This window comes from Rhodopseudomonas palustris, assembly GCF_007005445.1.
Classification (GTDB): Bacteria; Pseudomonadota; Alphaproteobacteria; order Rhizobiales; family Xanthobacteraceae; genus Rhodopseudomonas; species Rhodopseudomonas palustris_G.
Genome location: NZ_CP041387.1, coordinates 3,772,434 through 3,792,500, shown reverse-complemented (window position 1 = coordinate 3,792,500; position 20,067 = coordinate 3,772,434). Strand labels below are relative to the sequence as shown.

Annotated in this window: 18 protein-coding genes (1 of these 18 cut by a window edge); 13 read left to right on the top strand and 5 right to left on the bottom strand. The window is 65.3% G+C overall.

Translation table 11 applies throughout. The features are described 5' to 3' along the window. The 3 genes from FLL57_RS17400 to FLL57_RS17390 form a co-directional block, all read left to right on the top strand. Nucleotides 1–579, top strand: partial view of a hypothetical protein gene (locus FLL57_RS17400; RefSeq protein ID WP_142883534.1) — the 3' portion only. Its footprint begins 6 nt before the window's first position; 579 of the gene's 585 nt are visible here — the last part of the coding sequence; its start codon lies beyond the left edge, outside the window; it ends in the stop codon at nt 577–579. A gap of 189 nt (nt 580–768) precedes the next feature. Further along, nucleotides 769–1,317 (top strand): glycosyltransferase family 4 protein, encoded by a 549-nt coding sequence (locus FLL57_RS17395; protein ID WP_142883533.1) that lies wholly within the window; start codon nt 769–771, stop codon nt 1,315–1,317. A 43-nt stretch (nt 1,318–1,360) separates the two neighbouring features. Further along, nucleotides 1,361–1,912, top strand: a complete 552-nt coding sequence (locus tag FLL57_RS17390; RefSeq protein WP_080964167.1) for a methylated-DNA--[protein]-cysteine S-methyltransferase — start codon at nt 1,361–1,363, stop codon at nt 1,910–1,912. Nucleotides 1,913–1,928: 16 nt separating this feature from the next. Here the strand turns inward: FLL57_RS17390 and FLL57_RS17385 are convergent, their stop codons facing one another. The 3 genes from FLL57_RS17385 to FLL57_RS17375 all read right to left on the bottom strand — a co-directional run bounded on the left by FLL57_RS17385 (nt 1,929) and on the right by FLL57_RS17375 (nt 4,527). After that, on the bottom strand, nt 1,929–2,546 hold the full coding sequence (locus tag FLL57_RS17385) for a glutathione S-transferase family protein (RefSeq protein ID WP_142883532.1): 618 nt from the start codon (nt 2,544–2,546) through the stop codon (nt 1,929–1,931). A 180-nt stretch (nt 2,547–2,726) separates the two neighbouring features. Next, entirely contained in the window at nt 2,727–3,569 is an 843-nt protein-coding gene (locus FLL57_RS17380; protein ID WP_142883531.1) for a fumarylacetoacetate hydrolase family protein, read from the bottom strand. A gap of 109 nt (nt 3,570–3,678) precedes the next feature. Beyond that, nucleotides 3,679–4,527, bottom strand: a complete 849-nt coding sequence (locus FLL57_RS17375; RefSeq protein ID WP_142883530.1) for an MBL fold metallo-hydrolase — start codon at nt 4,525–4,527, stop codon at nt 3,679–3,681. Between the two features lie 134 nt (nt 4,528–4,661). Between FLL57_RS17375 and FLL57_RS17370 the strand changes: the two genes are divergently transcribed. The 3 genes from FLL57_RS17370 to FLL57_RS17360 all read left to right on the top strand — a co-directional run bounded on the left by FLL57_RS17370 (nt 4,662) and on the right by FLL57_RS17360 (nt 7,751). Further along, nucleotides 4,662–5,075 (top strand): DUF3775 domain-containing protein, encoded by a 414-nt coding sequence (locus FLL57_RS17370; RefSeq protein WP_142883529.1) that lies wholly within the window; start codon nt 4,662–4,664, stop codon nt 5,073–5,075. A gap of 144 nt (nt 5,076–5,219) precedes the next feature. Further along, entirely contained in the window at nt 5,220–5,885 is a 666-nt protein-coding gene (locus FLL57_RS17365) for a Crp/Fnr family transcriptional regulator (RefSeq protein ID WP_047307973.1), read from the top strand. 327 nt (nt 5,886–6,212) lie between these two features. Then, nucleotides 6,213–7,751 carry a class I adenylate-forming enzyme family protein gene (locus FLL57_RS17360; RefSeq protein WP_142883528.1) on the top strand — a complete coding sequence of 513 codons (1,539 nt, stop codon included), beginning with the start codon at nt 6,213–6,215 and terminating at the stop codon, nt 7,749–7,751. A 154-nt stretch (nt 7,752–7,905) separates the two neighbouring features. On the opposite strand, the gene FLL57_RS17355 is transcribed toward FLL57_RS17360, so the two are convergent. Further along, nucleotides 7,906–8,121 (bottom strand): SlyX family protein, encoded by a 216-nt coding sequence (locus tag FLL57_RS17355; RefSeq protein WP_011159954.1) that lies wholly within the window; start codon nt 8,119–8,121, stop codon nt 7,906–7,908. Between the two features lie 246 nt (nt 8,122–8,367). Here FLL57_RS17355 and ggt point away from each other — a divergent pair, with 246 nt between their 5' ends. Then, entirely contained in the window at nt 8,368–9,954 is a 1,587-nt protein-coding gene (ggt, locus tag FLL57_RS17350; RefSeq protein ID WP_047309359.1) for a gamma-glutamyltransferase, read from the top strand. Nucleotides 9,955–10,039: 85 nt separating this feature from the next. Here ggt and FLL57_RS17345 read toward each other — a convergent pair whose 3' ends face one another. Further along, nucleotides 10,040–10,255, bottom strand: coding sequence for a CsbD family protein (locus FLL57_RS17345; protein ID WP_047309360.1), 216 nt, complete (start codon nt 10,253–10,255; stop codon nt 10,040–10,042). Between the two features lie 377 nt (nt 10,256–10,632). Here FLL57_RS17345 and FLL57_RS17340 point away from each other — a divergent pair, with 377 nt between their 5' ends. The 6 genes from FLL57_RS17340 (at nt 10,633) to FLL57_RS17315 (ending at nt 19,952) form a co-directional block, all read left to right on the top strand. Continuing rightward, a complete protein-coding gene (locus FLL57_RS17340) occupies nt 10,633–13,254 on the top strand; it encodes a hybrid sensor histidine kinase/response regulator (RefSeq protein WP_013504281.1) in 2,622 nt (873 codons plus the stop codon). A 90-nt stretch (nt 13,255–13,344) separates the two neighbouring features. Then, nucleotides 13,345–14,451, top strand: a complete 1,107-nt coding sequence (locus tag FLL57_RS17335) for an efflux RND transporter periplasmic adaptor subunit (protein WP_142883527.1) — start codon at nt 13,345–13,347, stop codon at nt 14,449–14,451. A 20-nt stretch (nt 14,452–14,471) separates the two neighbouring features. Continuing rightward, the gene (locus FLL57_RS17330) at nt 14,472–17,606 is read left to right on the top strand and encodes an efflux RND transporter permease subunit (protein WP_142883526.1); all 3,135 of its coding nucleotides are present in this window, start codon (nt 14,472–14,474) and stop codon (nt 17,604–17,606) included. Nucleotides 17,607–17,622: 16 nt separating this feature from the next. Next, nucleotides 17,623–18,237 (top strand): TetR/AcrR family transcriptional regulator, encoded by a 615-nt coding sequence (locus FLL57_RS17325; RefSeq protein ID WP_142883525.1) that lies wholly within the window; start codon nt 17,623–17,625, stop codon nt 18,235–18,237. A gap of 16 nt (nt 18,238–18,253) precedes the next feature. Next, nucleotides 18,254–18,871 carry a flavin reductase family protein gene (locus tag FLL57_RS17320; RefSeq protein ID WP_142883524.1) on the top strand — a complete coding sequence of 206 codons (618 nt, stop codon included), beginning with the start codon at nt 18,254–18,256 and terminating at the stop codon, nt 18,869–18,871. 283 nt (nt 18,872–19,154) lie between these two features. Continuing rightward, complete coding sequence (locus FLL57_RS17315; protein WP_047310166.1) at nt 19,155–19,952, top strand: DeoR/GlpR family DNA-binding transcription regulator; 798 nt, start codon at nt 19,155–19,157, stop codon at nt 19,950–19,952. The last annotated feature ends 115 nt before the right edge of the window (nt 19,953–20,067 follow it).

Here is a 20,067-nt window from a genome sequence, read left to right as displayed (position 1 = left end):
TTTGCCCTTCGCCCCGTCGTCGGCATCGTCGGAGCCGGTGTGCTCGCCGTCGCAGTGAGCGCGATGTCGAGTTCAGCCGCTTTCGCCGAAGCCAACAAGGCGGCGCCTGCCGCGACGACCGCGACCGAGCCGGCCATGAAAGAGGTCACGCTCACAGAGAGCCAGATCAAGGGCGTCCTGGCCGCCCACAAGGACATCGACGCCGTCGCCGCCAAGCTGCCGGACGATCAGGACACCAAGCCGGATCCCAAGATCCTCGCCCAGCTCGACGAGGCCGCCAAGAAGCACGGCTTCGCTTCCTACGGCGAATACAGCGACGTGGTCGAAGCGATCGGTATGGTGATGGCCGGCGTCGACCCCAAGACGAAGACCTATGTGGGGCCGGCCGCAGCGCTGAAGGATCAGATCGCCGCAGTCGAAGCCGACACCAAGATGTCGGCCGACGACAAGAAGCAGGCGCTGGCCGACCTCAACGAGGTGCTGAAAAACCCCGGACCGTCAGTGACCAACAAGACCAACATCGAGCTGGTCACCAAGAACTACGATGCGCTGTCTGACGCGCTCGACGACGAAGAATAAAATCTGTGCTGGGCGGCCGTGGCGATCGGTGCCGCGGTCGTCACACGGGCCGAGGGTGCGCTTGGCATTCGACTGCGGTCGGCTCGGCTCCGACGGGATTTGCGCGGCCGCGTTGCGCGCCGCAGCGCCGCCGCGCTATAAGCCCATCGTCAAATGACCCCCGACCCGTCGCGATCGAACCGCCGCGTCATGAACATCCTGCTGGCGGTTTTCCAACTTGAAAAGCAAAGCGGTAAGGAACGCGATTGCATCGCGATCGCGCGACATCTTGCCGGTCGCGGGCACGACGTCACCCTCATCACCACGATTCCATCGTCTGAACCGCTCGACCGCATCACGACCGTCAAGGTTCGCGCCCGCGGCCTGACCAATCATCGTCGGGCACGAAATTTCGCCCGGGCTGTCCGCGAGCACCGCCGCACGCATCAGCCGGATGCGCTGCTGTCGTTCGAACTGGTGCCCGGCGCCGACTTTCATTACGTCGCCGACGATGCGGCGATCCTGCGCGACCGGCTGTGGGCATGGCCGCCGCGGCAGCGGATCCGGCTGGCGCTGGAGCGCGGTGTGTTCGCTGCGGCCTCCCGCACCGAGCTGTGGTTCCTGACCCAGGATCAGCACGACGCCTATCACATCGCCTACGATTTCGACCCGACTCGCGCCCATGTGCTGCCGGCCGATCCGAAAAAGCTGCTTGCAACGGTCACCGCGCGACTCGAGCAGTACCTCCCGGCGGCTTGAAATCGGGTGGCCCGCCGAGCGCGGCGGGCGTATTCTCGGCGCCATGATGCCGATGGGCCACCACAGTCATGTCCTGTTCGACACAGCGATCGGCCGCTGCGGCATCGTCTGGGGGGCGCGCGGGATCGTCGCTGTGCAGTTGCCGCAGCCGACCGAAGCGCAGACATGGGCCCGTATCGCCCAGCGTCACCCCGACAGCGCGGAAGCGCTGCCGCCGGCGGACGTGCAGCGCGCGATCGATGGCATCGTCGCGCTACTTGAAGGTACAGCGATCGATTTTGCCGATGTTGCGCTGGATCTTGACGGCACCTCGGCGTTTCAGCGCCGGGTCTACGACATCGCCCGCAGCATTCCGGCCGGCAAGACTCTGACCTATGGCGACATCGCCAAGCAGCTCGGCGGCGTCGAGCTGTCCCGCGAGGTCGGCCAGGCTCTGGGGCGCAATCCGTGCCCGATCATCGTGCCGTGCCACCGCGTGCTCGCCGCCGGGGACAAGCCCGGCGGCTTCTCGGCCAATGGCGGCGTCGCCACCAAGCTGAAGCTGCTGGCGATCGAAGGCGCGGCGGTCAACTACACGCCGAGCCTGTTCGACTAAGTCGAGCCGTCGATGCTCAGGCAGTCGGAGGCACCGACACCTTCAGCGACTCCCGCTGCATCATCCGCTGATAAAACGCGTCGAGATTGGGATAGGTCGTGCGCCAGCCGCAATCGGCAAAGCGGAAATCGGCATAGCCGAGCACGCAGGCAAGCGCGATCTGCGCGATCGTCAGCGGTCCGTTCAGCATCGCGGTGTCGCGGTCGAACCGCGCCATGCCGGCCCAGGCGCGGGCCCAGTGATCGTCGTACCAGCCCTGCCAGAACAATTCCTTCGGCCGCACCAGCTTCTCGTAACGGCACAGCAGCATCGAATCCAGCATGCCCTGCAGCAGCGAGTGGTCACTCTTGACCCGCCAGCGCTCCGGGCCGGAGGCCGGGATCAGTCTGCCTCCGCCGGCGAGCTCGTCGAGATATTCGGCGATCACGTAAGAATCGACGATCACCTCGCCATTGTCGAGGATCAGCGCCGGCAGCTTCTTCAGCGGGTTGACCTCGCGCATGTACTGCTCGTTGGCTTGCGCCGGGATCACGATCGCGGTCACGAACTCGATTTGGTCGATCAGTCCAAGTTCAATCGCCGCGATCCGCACCTTGCGGGCGAACGGCGAGGCTTGGGAGAAGGTAAGCTTCATGTGTTGCTCCTGAGAGGAACGACTTGGTCGCGAGCCTGGTCAATCTATCCTTTGTCATTCCGGGGCGCGAACGCAGTGAGCGAACCCGGAATCCATAACCGCCGCGGGGAGTATGGATTCCTGGCCTGCGCCCAAAAGGGCGCATCCCGGAATGACGTACGAGAGGCGTGTATGAGAGGTTCATGCCGCCACGATGGTCTGCTTCTGCTCGCCGAGGCCGTCGATGCCGAGGCTGACGACGTCGCCGACGTCGAGGAACTGCGGCGGCTTCTTGCCCATGCCGACGCCTGGCGGCGTGCCTGTGGTGATGATGTCACCGGGCATCAGCGTCATCAGCTCCGACAGATACGACACGATCTTGGGCACGTTGAAGATCATGGTCGCGGTCGAGCCGGTCTGGCAGCGCTGGCCGTTGACGTCGAGCCACATCCCCAGCTTGTGCACGTCGGCGATCTCGTCCTTGGTGACGACCCAGGGGCCGAGCGGGCCGAAGGTGTCGTGCGACTTGCCCTTGGTCCATTGTCCCAATCGCTCGAGCTGGAAGTGACGCTCGGAGACGTCGTTGCAGACTGCGTAGCCGGCGACGTAGTTGAGCGCGTCGGCTTCGCCGACATATTTGGCGCGGGTGCCGATGATCACCGCCAGTTCGACTTCCCAATCGAGCTTGGTCGAGCCGCGAGGTTTCTCGACATCGTCGTTCGGTCCGCACAGCGAGTTGTTGGCCTTCATGAACACGATCGGCTCGGCCGGAATCGGCATGTTGGCCTCGGCCGCGTGGTCGGCGTAGTTGAGCCCGATCGCGATGAATTTTGGCGCGCCGCCGACCGGCGAGCCGAGCCGCGGCTTGCCCTGCACCGTGGGCAGACCGGCGACATCGAGTGCAGCCAACTTCGCGAGGCTCGCGGGTGAAAACGCGTCGCCCGCGAGGTCGGCGATCTGTCCGGACAGATCGCGAAGCTGGCCGTCTTTGTCGATCAAGCCGGGCTTCTCGTGGCCGATAGCGCCGTAACGAACGAGCTTCATCCCGCGTATCCTCCGCAGTTTTGCTGGCTGTCCAATTGATGGATCAGGCGTCGGTTGAATTCAACGGATGCCGGCGCGGGCACGTCATGCAAGGCGTGGCGATCGCCTGTCATGGCAGCGCCACAAGGCGGAAGGCGTCGCCGTCGCGGACGATCCGGCCGGGGCCGAAATGCCCGCCGAACAGCAAGGCGGGTGTGTCGGCGAAGCGTGAGAACAATTGCCGCCGGGTCTCGATCGATTGCAGCGGGTCGGTGTCGAAGCTGGACGACCATTCCAGCCGCTCCATCTGGCAGGGATGGTGCGCGACGTCACCCGACAGCACCGCCTCTTCGCCTTCGGAGCGAATGTGCAGTGCGACGTGCCCTGGACTGTGGCCGGGCGTCGGGATCAGGGAGATTTCATCACTGATCTGCGCGTCGCTGTCGACCAGATCGACGACGCCGGCGTCGATCACCGGTTGCACCGAGTCAGCGAACACTGCAGCGTGGGCGGCGTCGGTCGAATGCGTCTTCCAGTACTCGTACTCGGTGCGGCCGAACAGATAACGCGCGATGGGAAAGGTCGGCACCCATCGGCTGTCGACCAGTCTGGTGTTCCAGCCGACGTGATCGACGTGCAGATGGGTGCAGATCACCGTGTCGATGCTGTCCGCCGGATAGCCGGCATTCGCCAAGTCCTGCAGAAACGGTTTGTCCAGGCCGTTCCAATGCGGCACGCCGCGGCCCTGTTTGTCGTTGCCGAGACCGGTATCGACCACGATGCGCTGGGTCGGCGTTTCGACCACCCAACTGTGGATCGACATCGTCAACCGGCCTTCGGCGCTGGCGAACTGCGGTATCAGCCACGGCATCGCCTGGATTTCCTGAGGGGTGGCTTGCGGCAGGATGAACCGGGTGCCTCCGGTCATTTCCATTTCGACGATTTTTGTGATTTTGACCTTGCCGATGGTCCAGACCATCCCACGTTTCTCCCGGGCTCTTCGTATTTTGCCCGAACATGCGTGTTTTGCGCTTGAGGCGCAATGGATCATCTCGCGCTGCGGTGCGTTAGCGCGTGCGATGCCGACACCCGCACCACGACGGAGGAAGGACGATGCCCGAGCTCGCGATTTCGACCGACAAGGTCGCGTTTCTGATCGAGAAGGCGCGTGAATTCGACGTCAAGGAAGGCGACGGCGATGCCGATTCCGGATCGAACGGCGCCGACGACAACATGGTGGACGTGCTCGAAGACACCGGCGACGACCCGGTCGTTCAGGAGATCGCCGGCTTCATCAGCGCAATGACCGAGGAAGAGCAGATCGACCTGGTGGCCTTGATGCGGCTGGGCCGCGGCGACGGCAGCATCGAGGAATGGGAGGATCTGCGCCGCGAAGCCGCCGAGGGGCGCAACGGACGCACCGCGCGCTATCTGCTCGGCGAGCCGCTGCTCGGCGATTACCTGGCCGAAGGGCTGGATCAGTTCGGCCTGTCCTGGAACGACGAGCGCACCACCCCGGTGGTTTGAGCGCGATACCGCAATCATCCGGGGCTGCGTTCCCGTAGCATTCCGAGGGACGCCGATTTACCAGCGATTTCAGCGCTGTGCGGTCTATTCTGCGGGGCACTTTGATCGGCACGAAGGAATGCCGGTCGACCCGTGGAGGCGACCATGAAGCCGGAGGCTGGTTTCGATTCCCGCGACCTGCTGCGCAAGCTCGGTCACGGCCACGCGATCACCAAATTCGTCAAGAATCAGACGATCTTCGCACAGGGCGATAAAGCCGACAGTGTGTATTTGCTGCTGCAGGGGCGTATCAAAGTCGTCGTGCTGTCGGTGCAGGGCAAAGAAGCGGCAACCGGCATGGTGGCGCCAGGTCAGTTCTTCGGCGAGGGGTGTCTGGTCGGCGAACCGATCCGCAGTGCCACCACGATCGCCATGCAGAACTGTGTGGTGGCGATCATCGCCGGCGCGCGGCTGATCGAGACATTGCGGGCGCAACCGGATTTCGCCGAATTGTTCGTCCGGCATCTGTTGCTACGCAACCGTCGCATCGAAGAGGATCTGCTCGACCAACTGCTCAACTGCAGCGAGAAGCGGCTGGCCCGTCTGCTGCTGCGCCTCGCCGAATTCGACGGGGGAGGTCAAACGCAGCCGATCGCGACGCACATCAGCCAGGAAACGCTGGCTGAGATGATCGGCACCACCCGCTCTCGGGTCAGCTACTTCATGAACAAATTCCGCAAGCTCGGCCTGATCAGCTACGATCGCACCATTGAGGTGGATCACGTCCGGCTCGCTGCCGTGCTGCACGATCGGGCAGAGGCGCGAAGCTAGCTTTCCCCTGCTAGACGTCCCGTGCTGGAGAATTTTGCACCGCAACGCCGCGATGCTGTTCTGCGGAATGATGCGCCTGCTGCAAGCATTGTGTGCGCCGTCTGCCACACGGAATACGCGGTCCCGACAAGTCTCCGATCGAACGAAACGCCGAACTCGACAGGCGATTCCGTCGAACGTCTGTACGCGAGCGGCGCGAAGTGGTTGAAAGGCGAGCGCTGGATCGCTGACGCCGAATGCCTTTTCAGCGGCGTCAGTGCGTCCCTTCGCTCCTCGCAACGACGCGCACTTGTTCGAGTTCGATAACCAAGAAACGTGGAGACCGAAATGCCCGACTTCATCACTCTTCCTGCCCTGGTTCGTGGCACCGCGCAGGCGCGGCCGGAGCGGATCGCGGTGATCGACGGGGAACGGCAATTGCGCTACGCGGAATTCGATGCGCTGATCGATCGCATCGCCGCGACCTTCCATCGCGACGGTCTGAAGCCGACCGACACCATCTCGATCTGCGCGCTGTCCTCGATCGAATATGCGGCGACTTTCCTCGGCGCTCTGCGCGCCGGCATCGCGGTGGCGCCGCTGGCGCCGTCGTCGACCGCCAAGGACTTCTCCGCGATGGTGCGGGACTCCGCCGCCAAGATTCTGTTCACCGACGACTTCGCCGCCAATGCGATGAAGGACGCCGAGATCGATGCCGCGGTGAAGCGCGTGGCGTTCGACGATGGCACCAGCGGCGAAGCGTTCACCCGCTGGCTTGCGCCGGAAGGTAGCAAGCCAGCGCCGGTGACGATCGATCCGGAATGGGTGTTCAACATCATCTACTCGTCGGGCACCACCGGTACGCCGAAGGGCATCGTCCACAGCCATCAGATGCGCTGGGCGCAATACGGCAAGCTCGATCCGATCGGCTACGGCCCCGACGCGGTGACGCTGCTGTCGACGCCGCTCTATTCCAACACGACGCTGGTCTGCTTCAACCCGACGCTCGCAGGCGGCGGCACCGTCGTGCTGATGAAGAAGTTCGATGCCCGCGGTTTCCTGGAGCTGGCGCAGAAGTATCGCGTCACTCATGCGATGCTGGTGCCGGTGCAGTATCGCCGGATCATGGCGCTGCCGGAGTTCGGTCAGTTCGACCTGTCGTCCTTCCAGATGAAGTTCTGCACCTCCGCGCCGTTTGCGCCGGAATTGAAGGCCGACATCCTCAAGCGCTGGCCCGGCGGCTTGACCGAGTATTACGGCATGACCGAGGGCGGCGGTTCGTGCACGCTGCTCGCCCACGAATTCCCGAACAAGCTCCACACCGTCGGCCAGCCGCGGCCCGGCCATGAGATCCGGATGATCGACGAGGACGGCAACTTCCTGCCCAACGGCGAGGTCGGCGAAATCGTCGGTCGCTCCGACACCATCATGAAGGGCTACCTCAATCAGCCGCAGAAGACCGCCGAGGTGTTCTGGACCGACAAGGACGGCAATCTCTGGGTGCGCAGCGGCGACGTCGGCCGGTTCGATGCCGACGGCTTCATCACCCTGATGGACCGCAAGAAGGACATGATCATCTCGGGCGGATTCAACATCTATCCGAGCGATATCGAAGCCGTGGTCGCCAAGCATCCCGACGTGCTCGAGGTCGCGGTCGTCGGCATGCCGTCGGAAGAATGGGGCGAGACCCCGGTTGCGTTCGTGGCGTCGCGGCCCGGCCGCAGCATCGACCCGGCTGAGCTCAAGACCTGGACCAACGGCCAAGTCGGCAAGACCCAGCGTCTCGCCGAGGTGGTGCTTGTCGAGTCGCTGCCGCGTAGCGCGATCGGCAAAGTGCTGAAGCGTGAGCTCCGCGACCAGCGCCTTGGCATGAAGGCGGCGTCGTAACTCCTCGGCTCAACGTCATTCCGGGGCGCTCACGAAGTGAGCGAACCCGGAATCCCGAGGTTGTTGCGACGCGGAGATTCCGGGTTCGCCGCTACGCGGCGCCCCGGAATGACGAGGGGAAGGGCTTGCGCTCGAGCGGGCGAGCCCTCCTCCCTCAATAATGCGGCGGACGCTCGTTGGCCGGAGCGCCGGCGCTGCTCTCGGCCTGATCGAGCCGTTCGCTGAGGGCGGCGAGCTGCCGGGTCAGCGCGTCGATCTGCTTCCACTGGGCGGTGACGGTCTGGTTCAGCGCCTCGATCGTCTCGTCCTGATACGCCAGGCGCACTTCCAGCGCCTCGACGCGGTCGTTCAGATCGTTCTCGCCGGCCATCGCCCGCTCCATTTCGGCTCGGTCTGCCCGCTCACAGCCGGCAAGACGCAGGTTGTCGCCGGCCCGGATGCGGAAGCGCGGCTGTGGGCGTTGTGTAACAGCGCCGGTGCCGGCAGAAAACCGCCGCCTCCGGGGAGATCGCGGTCGCTCGGTTGCGGCCGTGGCGAGGATTGCTCGGCGGCCGTGGAATATGCCAACTAGGCCGGCGCCGGAGCGCGGCGTAACCAACCCAACGAGCTTGTGCCTATGAGGAATTTCCATCTCGCCGGCCGGTCCACCGTGCACGCCCGCAACGGCATGGTCGCGACCTCGCACCCGCAGGCGGCGCTGGCCGCGATCGAAATCCTGAAAGCTGGCGGCACCGCAGCCGACGCCGCGATCGCCGCCTCGGCGCTGCTGGCGGTGATCGAGCCGCAATCCACCGGCATCGGCGGCGACTGTTTTGCTCTTGTGCAGCCGAAGGGCACCGGCAAGATCACCGCCTATAACGGCTCGGGCCGGGCTCCGGCGGCCGCCAAGGCCGAGTGGTTTCTGGAAAAGGGCATCGACGCGATCCCGCTGACCAGCCCGCATTCGGTGACGATCCCCGGTGCGATCGACGCCTGGGCGACGATCCTGCGCGATCACGGCCGGTTCGGGCTCGACAAGGTGCTGCAGCCGGCGATCCAGGCCGCGGCGGAAGGCTACGTGGTGGCGCCGCGGATCGCGTTCGACTGGGCTAACGGCTTCACCAAGCTGAAGAAGGGCGCCAACACCGAGCGCTATCTGCTGCCGCACGGCGAAGCCGCCAAGACCGGCGACGTCATTACCCAGCCGGAGCTCGCCAACACGCTGAAGCTGATCGCCGACAAGGGGCCGGACGGCTTCTACAAGGGCGCGGTCGCCGAAGACATGGTCGAGACGCTGCGCGGGCTCGGCGGTCTGCACACGCTGGAAGACTTCGCCGAGCACTCTACTGAAACCACTTCGCCGATCGGCACGATCTACAAGGGCCTCGATGTCTGGCAGTGCCCGCCGAACGGTCCGGGCATCACCATGCTGGTGATGTTGAACATTCTCAGCCGGTTCGATCTCACCAAGTTCGGCCCGCTCAGCGTCGAGCGCTTCCATCTGGAAGCCGAGGCGACCCGTATCGCCTACATGATCCGCGAACAGCACATCGGCGACCCCCAGCATGTCGATGTGGACGTGCTGCGTATTCTGGCGAAGGAATTCGCCGAGGAGCATTACAGCCAGATCGCGCTCGACAAGCTGCTCGATCTGCCGGTGGTGTCGCCGCCGATGAATCCGTCGACCGTGTACATCACCGTGGTTGATGCGGAGCGCAACGTCTGCTCGTTCATCAACTCGATCGCGCATTCGTTCGGCTCCGCGATCGTGTCGAACAAGACCGGCGTGCTGCTGCAGAATCGCGGTGCCGGTTTCCGCATCCAGCCCGGCCACCCGAACTGCATTGCGCCGAAGAAGCGCCCGCTGCACACCATCATTCCGGCCCTCGCCACCGAGAACGGTCGGGCCCGAATGTCGTGGGGCGTGATGGGCGGTCAGTATCAGCCGGTCGGTCAGGTTCATGTGCTGACCAACGTGCTCGACTACGGCCTCGATATGCAGGAAGCGATCGATCTGCCGCGTGGCCTGCACTACGAGGATATCTATCAGCTCGAGGATGGCGTGCCGGCCGAGACCGTCGCGGGCCTCAAGGCGCTTGGTCACAAGGTCGTGCCGATCGGCACCCCCCATGGCGGCGGTCAGGGCATCTGGATCGATTGGGACAAGGGCACGCTGACCGGCGGATCGGATCCGCGCAAGGACGGCTGTGCGCTCGGTTACTAAGAGCGGCGGCGGGACTGCCCAGACATGCGAAGACCGGCCCAGGGGCCGGTCTTGCAACGATCCATGGTGTTGCGGGAGCCGCTGATCACAGATTTTTGTGGGCGGCGCCGGCCACCTTGTCGGCGGTGTTCTTCACCGCTTCCTTGGCATCGCCGAGCGCCTGCTGGCCGTGGCCCTTGGCTTCCTGCATCGCGCCTTCGCCCTGCAACTTGTCAGAACCTGTGGCTTCTCCGAGGCCCTGCTTACCCTTGCCGGCGAGTTCGTTGGCCTTACCCTTGACCTTGTCCATCGTGCTACCCATCGGATGTTCTCCTTTGCTTCGTGAGCTTCGCAGGGACAACCGGTTGGAGCCTGGGATGTTCCGACCATTTTGGGTTGCAACAAGTCGTGACCATGCTCCTTTGTGGAATACTAATTTACCGGAAAATAGGTTGTTTCGCGGATTGTTAACCGAGGCGCCGTCGTGCTGCAGCTTCCGCAGTCGAGTTAACGGTCGCTAAGCACCCGGGCAGCATGGTCGATCCCAGTCTTGTGCCGGTCAGCGATCCATCAGAGGGGCGGTACAGGATGCCGCATGTGTGGAAGACAGAGTCTTCTCGGGCGGTTAGACTGTCTGGGCGAGGCCGCGCATGAGGCAGTGACGACCTGGATCGTAAACGGCCGAGAGAGCGTTTCGAGATGTCGGGCCTGTGGCAATCGATGACGACGGCCTGGATGTCCCGGACCGACAGGGCCGCCTTGCTGGACTTCTGGCTGGGAGGTCGCGGCGCCGGTACGTTGCTGCCGCATACCGACATCGACGAGCACGAAATGCGGCGGATACGTGCCGCGCAGATCGACAGCGTCACCCGGCTGACTCCGGTGACGATGAGCGTCAACCTCGCCAACGCATCGCTGATACTCTTCACGTTCTGGGGCAGCGAGGCGCGCCCGCAACTGCTGGCCTGGATGGCGATGATCGTGTTCGTCGCCGCCTCGGCGGTGAGAGCCTGGCTGCGCACCCGATCCGAGCCCCGTCTCGAAGCCTCCGCACGTGCGATCCGGCGGATGACGCTGCATGCTTTGCTGCTCGGCCTGATCTGGGGGGCGATGCCGGTGATGGTGTTCGTCACCGCCGAACCCGGCGATCAATTGATCGCCGCCTGCGTCGCGGCCGGCATGATCTCCGGCGGCGCGTTCACGCTGTCGACGGTGCCGCGGGCCGGTCTTGCTTATACTTGGGCTTTGACCGCCGGGTCGGCGCTGTCGCTGGCGCTGTGCGAGGGCACCGCCTATCGCATCACCGCGGCGTTCCTGCTGCTGTACGGCGTGTTCATGTCGCGCAACCTGGTGTCGCACGGCGAGATGTTCTTCGACAATTTGCGCGCGAAGTTCGAGCTGGAACGTCAGACCGAGATCATCTCGCTGCTGCTGAAGGACTTCCAGGCCAACGCCAGCGATTGGCTGTGGCAGACCGACGCCCAGGGGCGGCTGGTCCACGTGCCCGAGCGTTTCGTCGAAGTCGCCAAGCTGCCCCCGAACCTGCTGACCGGAGCGCTGCTGTCGGATGTGATCGGCATGCTGTGCTCGGAGGACGGACGTTGCGCGATGGGCGTCGCCGCGAAGATGGCGCAGCGGGAGGCTATGAACGATTTTGTGGTGCACGTGGTGATCGGCGGTGCGCCGCGGTTGTGGTCGCTCACTGCCAAGCCGGTGTTCGACGCCAAGGGCGAGTTCGCAGGCTATCGCGGCGTCGGCCGCGACGTCACCGAGCGCTGGCGCGCCGAGCAGGCCGAGGCCGAGAACCGCGCCAAATCCAGCTTCCTGGCGATGATGAGCCACGAGATCCGCACCCCGATGAACGGCGTGCTCGGCCTCGCCAATTCGCTGCTGGAGACCAAGCTCGACGCCGAGCAGCAACAGGCGGTCACCACCATCCGCGATTCCGGCGACGATCTGCTGCGCATCCTCAACGACATCCTCGATCTGTCCAAGCTCGAAGCCGGCCGGCTGGAATTCGAACAGGCCGATTTCTCCCCCGCGACGCTGGTGGAGTCGGTGCGTGCCATCATCGAGCCGGAGATCAGGGGCAAGGGGATCGAGTTGAAGATCGATATCGATCCGCGGCTGCCGCCGTCGCTCAGCGGCGACGCGGCGCGGATTCGCCAGGTGCTGCTCAACCTCGCTTCCAATGCCGTGAAGTTCACCGAGCGCGGCTCGATCGCCATCGTGCTGACCTGCGTCAAGCGCAACGACAGCCACGCCACCGTCGAGTGGCAGGTCACCGATACCGGCATCGGTATTTCGCCGGACCGGGTCGGCAGCCTGTTCACCGATTTCGCCCAGGCCGACGTCTCGATCAATCGCAGGTTCGGCGGCACCGGCCTCGGGCTGGCGATCAGCCGGCGGATCGTCGAACAGATGGGCGGCGACATCGCAGTGACCTCGCGCGAGGGCGAGGGCTCGACCTTCCGCTTCAGTCTCGATCTGCCGTGGAGCAATGCGTGGGTCGCCGACCACCGGCTAGACCGGCTCGGCAGCGACGATCTGCGCACCCGCATCGCGCTGCTCGGTCGTCCGCTACGTGTGCTGATCGCCGAAGACGACGCCACCAACCAGATGGTGGTGACCAAGATGCTGCAGGAATTCGCCGCCGAGATCACCGTCGTGTCCGACGGCACCGACGCGGTGCAGGCCGCCAGCGAGCGCGAGTTCGATGTCGTGCTGATGGACGTGCGAATGCCCAATATGGATGGCCTCGCCGCCACCCAGGCGATTCGCGGGAAAGGCAATGCGCTCGCCAAGCTGCCGATCATCGCGCTGACCGCCAACGCGTTCCCTGACGACGTCAAGGTCTGCCGCGAGGCCGGCATGAACGACTTTTTGGCCAAGCCGCTGCGCAAACCGGCGCTGGTGGCGGCTGTGCTGCGGGCGCTGCGCGGGGCGCCCCAGCCGGTCACGGTGCTGGCGCCGCCGACGCAGGCCGATCTGGATACGCTGGCAGAGCTGACTGCGGAAATCGGCCGCGACCAAGTCAATGAAATGGTGACGCTTTTCTTCGCCGAGACGGAGCGGCGGATCGCGCTGTTCCGGCGTTTCGGAGATCGCATGGATCGCACCACCCTCGAGGTCGAGGCGCACTCCCTGAAGGGCGGGGCGCGAACCCTCGGCTTCCATTCGATCGGCGAGATCGCACGCCTGATCGAGCAGGAGTCCGGAGCGATTTCTCCGGAGCAGCTCGATCTGCTCACCGGTCAACTGGCCAGGGCTCTGACCGACCTGCGCCGGCGCTGCGAAGGCAGCCTGAAGCTGGCGAGCTGACGGGTAGTCACAAATTCATGAAATCTGACGAATATTGACAATCGTCAAAAGTCAGTCGACAGTTCCTCCGATCGCAAAAGGAGGCTGGCGATGCGCGCGTTTCCTCTGTTCGACGGTTTCTTCAGACTTCTCGCCGGCACCATGCTGGCCGTCGCGGTGATCGGCCTGGCCGGCTGCGACGGCAAGGAAGCCAGACCCGAGCTGTCGAAGCGGCCGGTTCTGGTCACCGCGGTGCATTATGTCCCGCAGGCGCCGGAGCGCAGCTTCGTCGGCACCATCAAGCCGCGCACCGAGACCGACGTCGGATTCCGGGTCGGCGGCAAGATCGCGCAGCGGCTGGTCGAGGTCGGCCAGACCGTGGAGATCGGCCAGAAGCTGGCGGTGCTCGACCAGACCGACCTGAAGCTGCAGGCCGAGCAGGCCGAGGCCGAACACAGCGCCGCCAAGGGCGTGCTGGCGCAGGCCACGGCGTCGGAGAACCGCGCCCGGGAGCTGCGCGCCAAGGGCTGGGCCACCGAGGCGCAGATGGACCAGAGCCGCGCCGCCGCCGACGAGGCCCGCGCCCGCTTCGCCCGCGCCGAGCGCTCGGTCGAGCTGACCCGCAACGCCCTGTCCTACGCCGCGCTGGTCGCCGACAGCCACGGCGTCGTCGCCGCCACACTGGTCGAGCCGGGGCAGGTGGTGGCGGCCGGCCAGGCCGCGTTCCGGCTCGCCCGGATCGGTGAGAAGGAAGCGGTTGTGGCGATCCCCGAGACGCTGATCACCCGCGCCACCAAGGGGCTGGCCGATGTGACGCTGTGGTCGGAGCCGGGCCGGCACTATGCCGCAAAGCTGCGCGAGGTGGCGCCGCTCGCCGATCCCGCGACCCGCACCTTCCTCGCCAAGTTCTCGCTGCCGGGCGCCGACGACCGCGTCGTGCTCGGCATGACCGCGACGCTCACCCTCACCGACCCGGACAAGGTTCGGGTCGCGAAGGTGCCGCTGTCGGCGCTGTTCAACCAGGGCGGTCAGCCGTCGCTCTATGTCGTCGACGCGGCCGGTGAGGTGAAGCTGAAGCGGGTCGCCGTGAAGGCCTACGAAACCGACGACGTGGTGATTAGCGACGGCGTCGACGAGGGCGATCAGGTGGTCACGCTCGGGGTGCAGAAGCTCGATCCGGCCGAAAAGGTCCGAGTGGTGTCGGCCTTGACCTTCTGATCCGCGCTGGGAGCGTCGCAATGCGTTTCAACCTGTCGGCCTGGGCGGTCCGACATCCGGCGCTGATCCTGTTCCTGATCTGCGCGCTCGGCTTCACCGGCATCTATTCGTATCAGCGGCTCGGCCGTGCCGAAGATCCGTCGTTCACCGTCAAGGTCGCGGTGGTGTCGGCGATCTGGCCGGGCGCCACCGCCAAGGAGATGCAGGAACAGGTCGCCGACCCGATCGAGAAGAAGCTGCAGGAGCTGCCTTACTTCGAAAAGGTGCAGACCTATTCGAAGGCGTCGTTCACCGCGATGCAGGTGACGTTCCGCGACTCGACGCCGCCGTCCGAAGTGCCGCACCTGCTCTATCTGCTGCGCAAGAAGCTGTGGGACGTCGCGCCGCAATTGCCGAGCAGTCTGATCGGCCCGTCGATCAACGACGAATACGGCGACGTCGATTCCATACTCTACATGATGACCGGCGACGGCGCGAGCTACGCGCAGCTCAAGAAGGCCGCCGAAGGCCTGCGCCAGCGGCTGCTCAAAGTCGCGGGCGTCACCAAGGTCAACATCTACGGCACCCAGGACGAGAGGATCTATGTCGAATTCTCGCACGCCAAGCTGGCGACGCTCGGCCTGACGCCGCAGGCGATCTTCGACTCCCTCGCCAAGCAGAACGCGGTGGTGCCGGCCGGCACCGTCGAGACCTCGTCACAGCGGGTGCCCCTGCGGGTCACCGGCGCGCTCGACGGCGTCCAGGCGGTGGCGGAGACGCCGGTCGAGAGCGGCGGCCGGGTGTTCCGGCTCGGCGACGTCGCCGAGATTCGCCACGGCTATGTCGACCCGAGCGATTACCAGGTGCGGCAGAAGGGCAAACCGGCGATCGGCATCGGTGTCGTCACCGCCAGGGGCGCCAACATCCTGCAGCTCGGCGAGCAGGTCGGGGCGGCGACCGCCGGCTTCATGGCCGACGTGCCGCAGGGCATCGACATCGAACAGATCGCCGACCAGCCCGAAGTGGTGAAGCACGCGGTCGGCGAATTCATGCGCTCGTTCGTCGAGGCGCTGGTGATCGTGCTGTTCGTCTCGTTCCTGGCGCTCGGCTGGCGCACCGGCATCGTGGTGGCGCTGTCGGTGCCGCTGGTGCTGGCGATCGTGTTCATCGTCATGAACGCGATGTCGCTCGATCTGCACCGGATCACGCTCGGCGCGCTGATTGTCGCGCTCGGCCTGCTCGTCGACGACGCCATCATCGCGGTGGAGATGATGGTGGTGAAGATGGAGCAGGGCTGGGACCGCGCCAGGGCGGCGTCGTTCGCCTGGGAATCCACCGCGTTTCCGATGCTGACCGGCACGCTGGTCACTGCCGCCGGGTTCCTGCCGATCGGCTTCGCCAATTCTGCGGTCGGGGAGTATGCCGGCGGCATCTTCTGGATCGTGGCGATCGCTCTGATCGCCTCGTGGTTCGTCGCGGTGATCTTCACGCCCTATATCGGCGTCAAGCTGCTGCCGGACTTCGCCGGCAAGAAAGGCCACAATCCGGACGAGGTGTATCACACCCGGATCTATCGGGCGCTGCGCGCGGCCGTCTCTTGGTGCGTGCGCTGGCGTGGCACGGTCGTCACGGCCACGGTCGGCATCTTCGTCGCCGCGGTGGTCGGCTTCGGCCATGTTCAGCAGCAGTTCTTCCCGCTGTCGGAACGGCCCGAACTATTCCTGCAACTGCGCCTGCCGGAAGGCACCGCCTTCGATGTCACCACGAAGTCGGTGAAGGAAGCCGAGACGCTGTTGAAGGACGACGGCGATATCGCGACCTACACAGCCTATGTCGGTAAGGGCTCGCCACGGTTCTGGCTCGGCCTCAACCCGCAGCTTCCGACCGAGTCCTTCGCCGAGATCGTGATCGTCGCCAAGGACGTCGCGGCGCGCGAACGGATCAAGGCGCGGATCGAGCAGGCTGCGCACAGCGGCCGGCTCGCAGCGGCGCGGGTGCGCGTCGACCGCTTCAATTTCGGCCCGCCGGTCGGCTTCCCGGTTCAGTTCAGGGTGATTGGCCCGGACACCGCCAAGGTGCGCGAGATCGCCTATCAGGTCCGCGACGTGGTGAAGAACAACGCGAGCGTCATCGATCCGCATCTCGATTGGAACGAGCAGTCGCCGTATCTCAAACTCGTCGTCGACCAGTCCCGCGCCCGCACGCTCGGTCTGACTCCGCAGGACGTCTCGCAGGCGCTGGCGATGCTGATCTCGGGCGCGCAAGTCACCACGGTGCGCGACGGCGTCGAGAAGATCGGCGTGGTCGCCCGTGCGGTGCCGAACGAGCGGCTCGATCTCGCGCGGATCGGCGAACTCACCATCATGGCCCGCAACGGCGTGGCGGTGCCGCTGTCGCAGGTCGCCAAGGTCGAGTACGCGCACGAGGAGCCGATCCTGTGGAGGCGCAATCGCGACATGGCGATCACCGTGCGCGGCGACGTCGTCGACGGCGTTCAGGCCCCGGACGTCACCAATGCGATCTGGCCGCAGCTCGAGAGCATCCGCGCCAATCTGCAGCCGGCCTACCGGATCGAAGCCGGCGGCGCGATCGAAGAGTCGACCAAAGGGAATGCGTCGATCTTCATCCTGTTTCCGGTAATGGTGATCGCGATGCTGGCGCTGCTGATGATCCAGTTGCAGAGCTTCCCGCGGCTGCTGCTGGTGTTCCTCACCGCCCCGCTCGGCATCATCGGCGCCTCGCTCGGCCTCAACGTCGCGGCCGCGCCGTTCGGCTTCGTGGCGCTGCTCGGCCTGATCGCGCTCGCCGGCATGATCATGCGTAACGCGGTGATCCTGGTCGACCAGATCGAGAGCGACGTCGCGCACGGCTCGACCCGGCGCGAGGCGATCGTCGAGGCGACGGTACGCCGGGCGCGGCCGGTGGTGCTGACCGCGCTCGCGGCGATTCTGGCGATGATCCCGCTGTCGCGCTCGGCGTTCTGGGGCCCGATGGCGATCACCATCATGGGCGGCCTGTTCGTCGCCACCTTCCTGACGCTGTTCTACCTGCCGGGCCTGTACGCGCTGTGGTTCCGCAACAGTCTCGACGAGCGCGGCGGCGACGCTGCCGATCTTGCGGCGCAGCACGGCGCCGATCCGTCGCGGAGCTTTCCGCTTGCCGCCGCGGCCGAATGATTGAATATCTGTGCTGATGACGCTGCTGACCGAGAATACCGAAGCCGACATGCGCCACCGCATCCTGGTGGTGGCCGAGCGCCTGTTCCGTGAGATCGGCTACCAGAAGACCACGGTGGCCGACATCGCCAAGCTGCTGCAGATGAGCCCGGCCAATGTCTATCGCTTCTTCGATTCCAAGAAGGCGATTCACAAGGGCGTGGCCCGGCATCTGATGAGCGAGGTCGAGCAGGCGGCCGCGACGATCGCGCGCGCGCCAGGCTCCGCCCGGCAGCGGCTGCGCGATCTGCTCACGACGGTGCACCGGATGAATTGCGAGCGCTACATCGGCGACGCCAAGCTGCACGAGATGGTGGCGATCGCGATGGAGGAAAACTGGGATGTCTGCATCGCCCACATGGAGCTGGTCACCGGCACCATCGGCGAGGTGATCGCGCAGGGGGCCGAGAGCGGCGAATTCGACATTGCCGACGTGCCTGAGGCGGCGAGCTGCACCTGCGCCGCGATGGTCCGTTTCTTTCACCCGCAGATGATCGCGCAGAGCTTCACCAAGGATCGGCCGACCCTCGACCAGATGATCGATTTCGTGCTGGCCGCGCTCGGCGCCGGCCGGCGCGCCGAGACGCAATAACAACAAGGAAACCCGCGTGTCCGATCTGCACTCCTACCGGCCGGTGAACGGTCACGGCCTGAAGCACGACCCGTTCAACGCCATCATCGCGCCGCGGCCGATCGGCTGGATCTCGTCCTGCGACGCCGAAGGCCGCGTCAACCTCGCGCCCTACAGCTTCTTCAATGCCTTCAACTACCACCCGCCGCTGATCGGCTTCTCCTCGACCACCTGGAAGGACACCGTCGCCAATATCCAGCGTACCGGCGAGTTCGTCTGGAATCTGGTGACGATGGATCTGGCGCAGGCGATGAACGCGACGTCCGCGACCGTCCCGCACGAGGTCGATGAATTCACGCTCGGCAATCTGACCAAGCTCGGCAGCGAACTGGTCAAGCCGCCGCGCGTCGCCGAGAGCCCGGTGTCGTTCGAATGCAAGCTGTCGGAAATCGTTCGGCTGAAGGGCGCCGATGGCGTCGAGGTCGACGCCTGGCTGACGATCGGCGAGGTGGTGATGGTTCACATCGACAAGCGCCTGATCGAAGACGGTGTCTATCAAACCGCCGCGGCGCGGCCGATCGTGCGCGCCGGCCGGCGCGGCGACTATTTCGAGATCCGCCCCGACGCGATGTTCGAGATGCCGCGTCCGGCCTAGCGGCTTGTCAGTCCAGACGGCCGTCGCCTCGGTTTTGGCCTGTCCTACGGCCTTGCTGCGGTCACTGAGTCCTCACCCTGAGGAGCCCGGCGCAGTCGGGCGTCTCGAAGGGTGGGCCGCGCAGTACCAGCAGCCCATGGTTCGAGACGGCGGTTCGAGACGGCGCTTCGCGCCTCCTCACCATGGGGCCGTGCGTGTTGCGGAGCGCAGCCGTCTCGCGCCGCGCGTTGACCTGACGCGCGAACAGCCGCACCATGGCGCATCAACGTTGCAAGGTGCGTGCGTGACGGCTCTGACCCATCGTCAGTCTGAAATCCTCAATATCGCCCGGGCCTCGGGCCGGGTGATGGTCGAGGATCTGGTGCGGCGCTTCGAAGTGTCGGCGCAGACCATCCGCAAGGATCTCAACGATCTGTGCGACCAGCGCTCGCTGACCCGAATCCACGGCGGCGCGATCATCGCCTCCGGCGTCGCCAACCTCGCCTACGAGGCGCGCCGCTTCGTCGCCGCCGAGGAAAAGAAGGCGATCGGCGCGGCGGCCGCGGCGCGGATTCCCAACGGTTGCTCGCTGTTCATCAACATCGGCACCACCACCGAGGAGGTCGCCGGCGCGCTGTCGTCGCACCAGGATCTGTTGGTGATCACCAACAACCTCAACGTCGCGATGCTGCTGTATCGCCATCCGCGAATCGAGGTGGTGGTGGCCGGCGGCACCGTGCGCCGCGCCGACGGCGCGGTGATCGGCTCCACCGCCACCAGCCTGATCGGCCAGTTCAAGGTCGACTACGCCATCATCGGCGCCTCGGCGATCGATGAGGAGGGTGCGCTGCTCGACTTCGACTACCGCGAAGTCCAGGCGTCGCAGGCGATCATCGCCAACGCCCGCAGCGTGATGCTGGTGGCGGATTCGACCAAGCTGGAGCGCAACGCGCCGGTGCGGATTGCCCATCTCAGCCAGATCCAGACCTTCGTCACCGACAGGGCGCTGCCGCCGTCGCTGCAGGCGATCTGCGATGCGAAAGGTATCGAGGTAATCGAGGCCTGCCCGGCGAAACCCGATCTCGACGAATCCGCGGCCTGAACAGCCTTTCCACATCGTCAGTTGTGCTTGTCTCCCAGCGTTCGGCTGCGATTTCGCGCCGGAAACGCGATCCCTTTGCAGATCACAGTTGCTTTCGTTTCGGTTTGTGATTTAT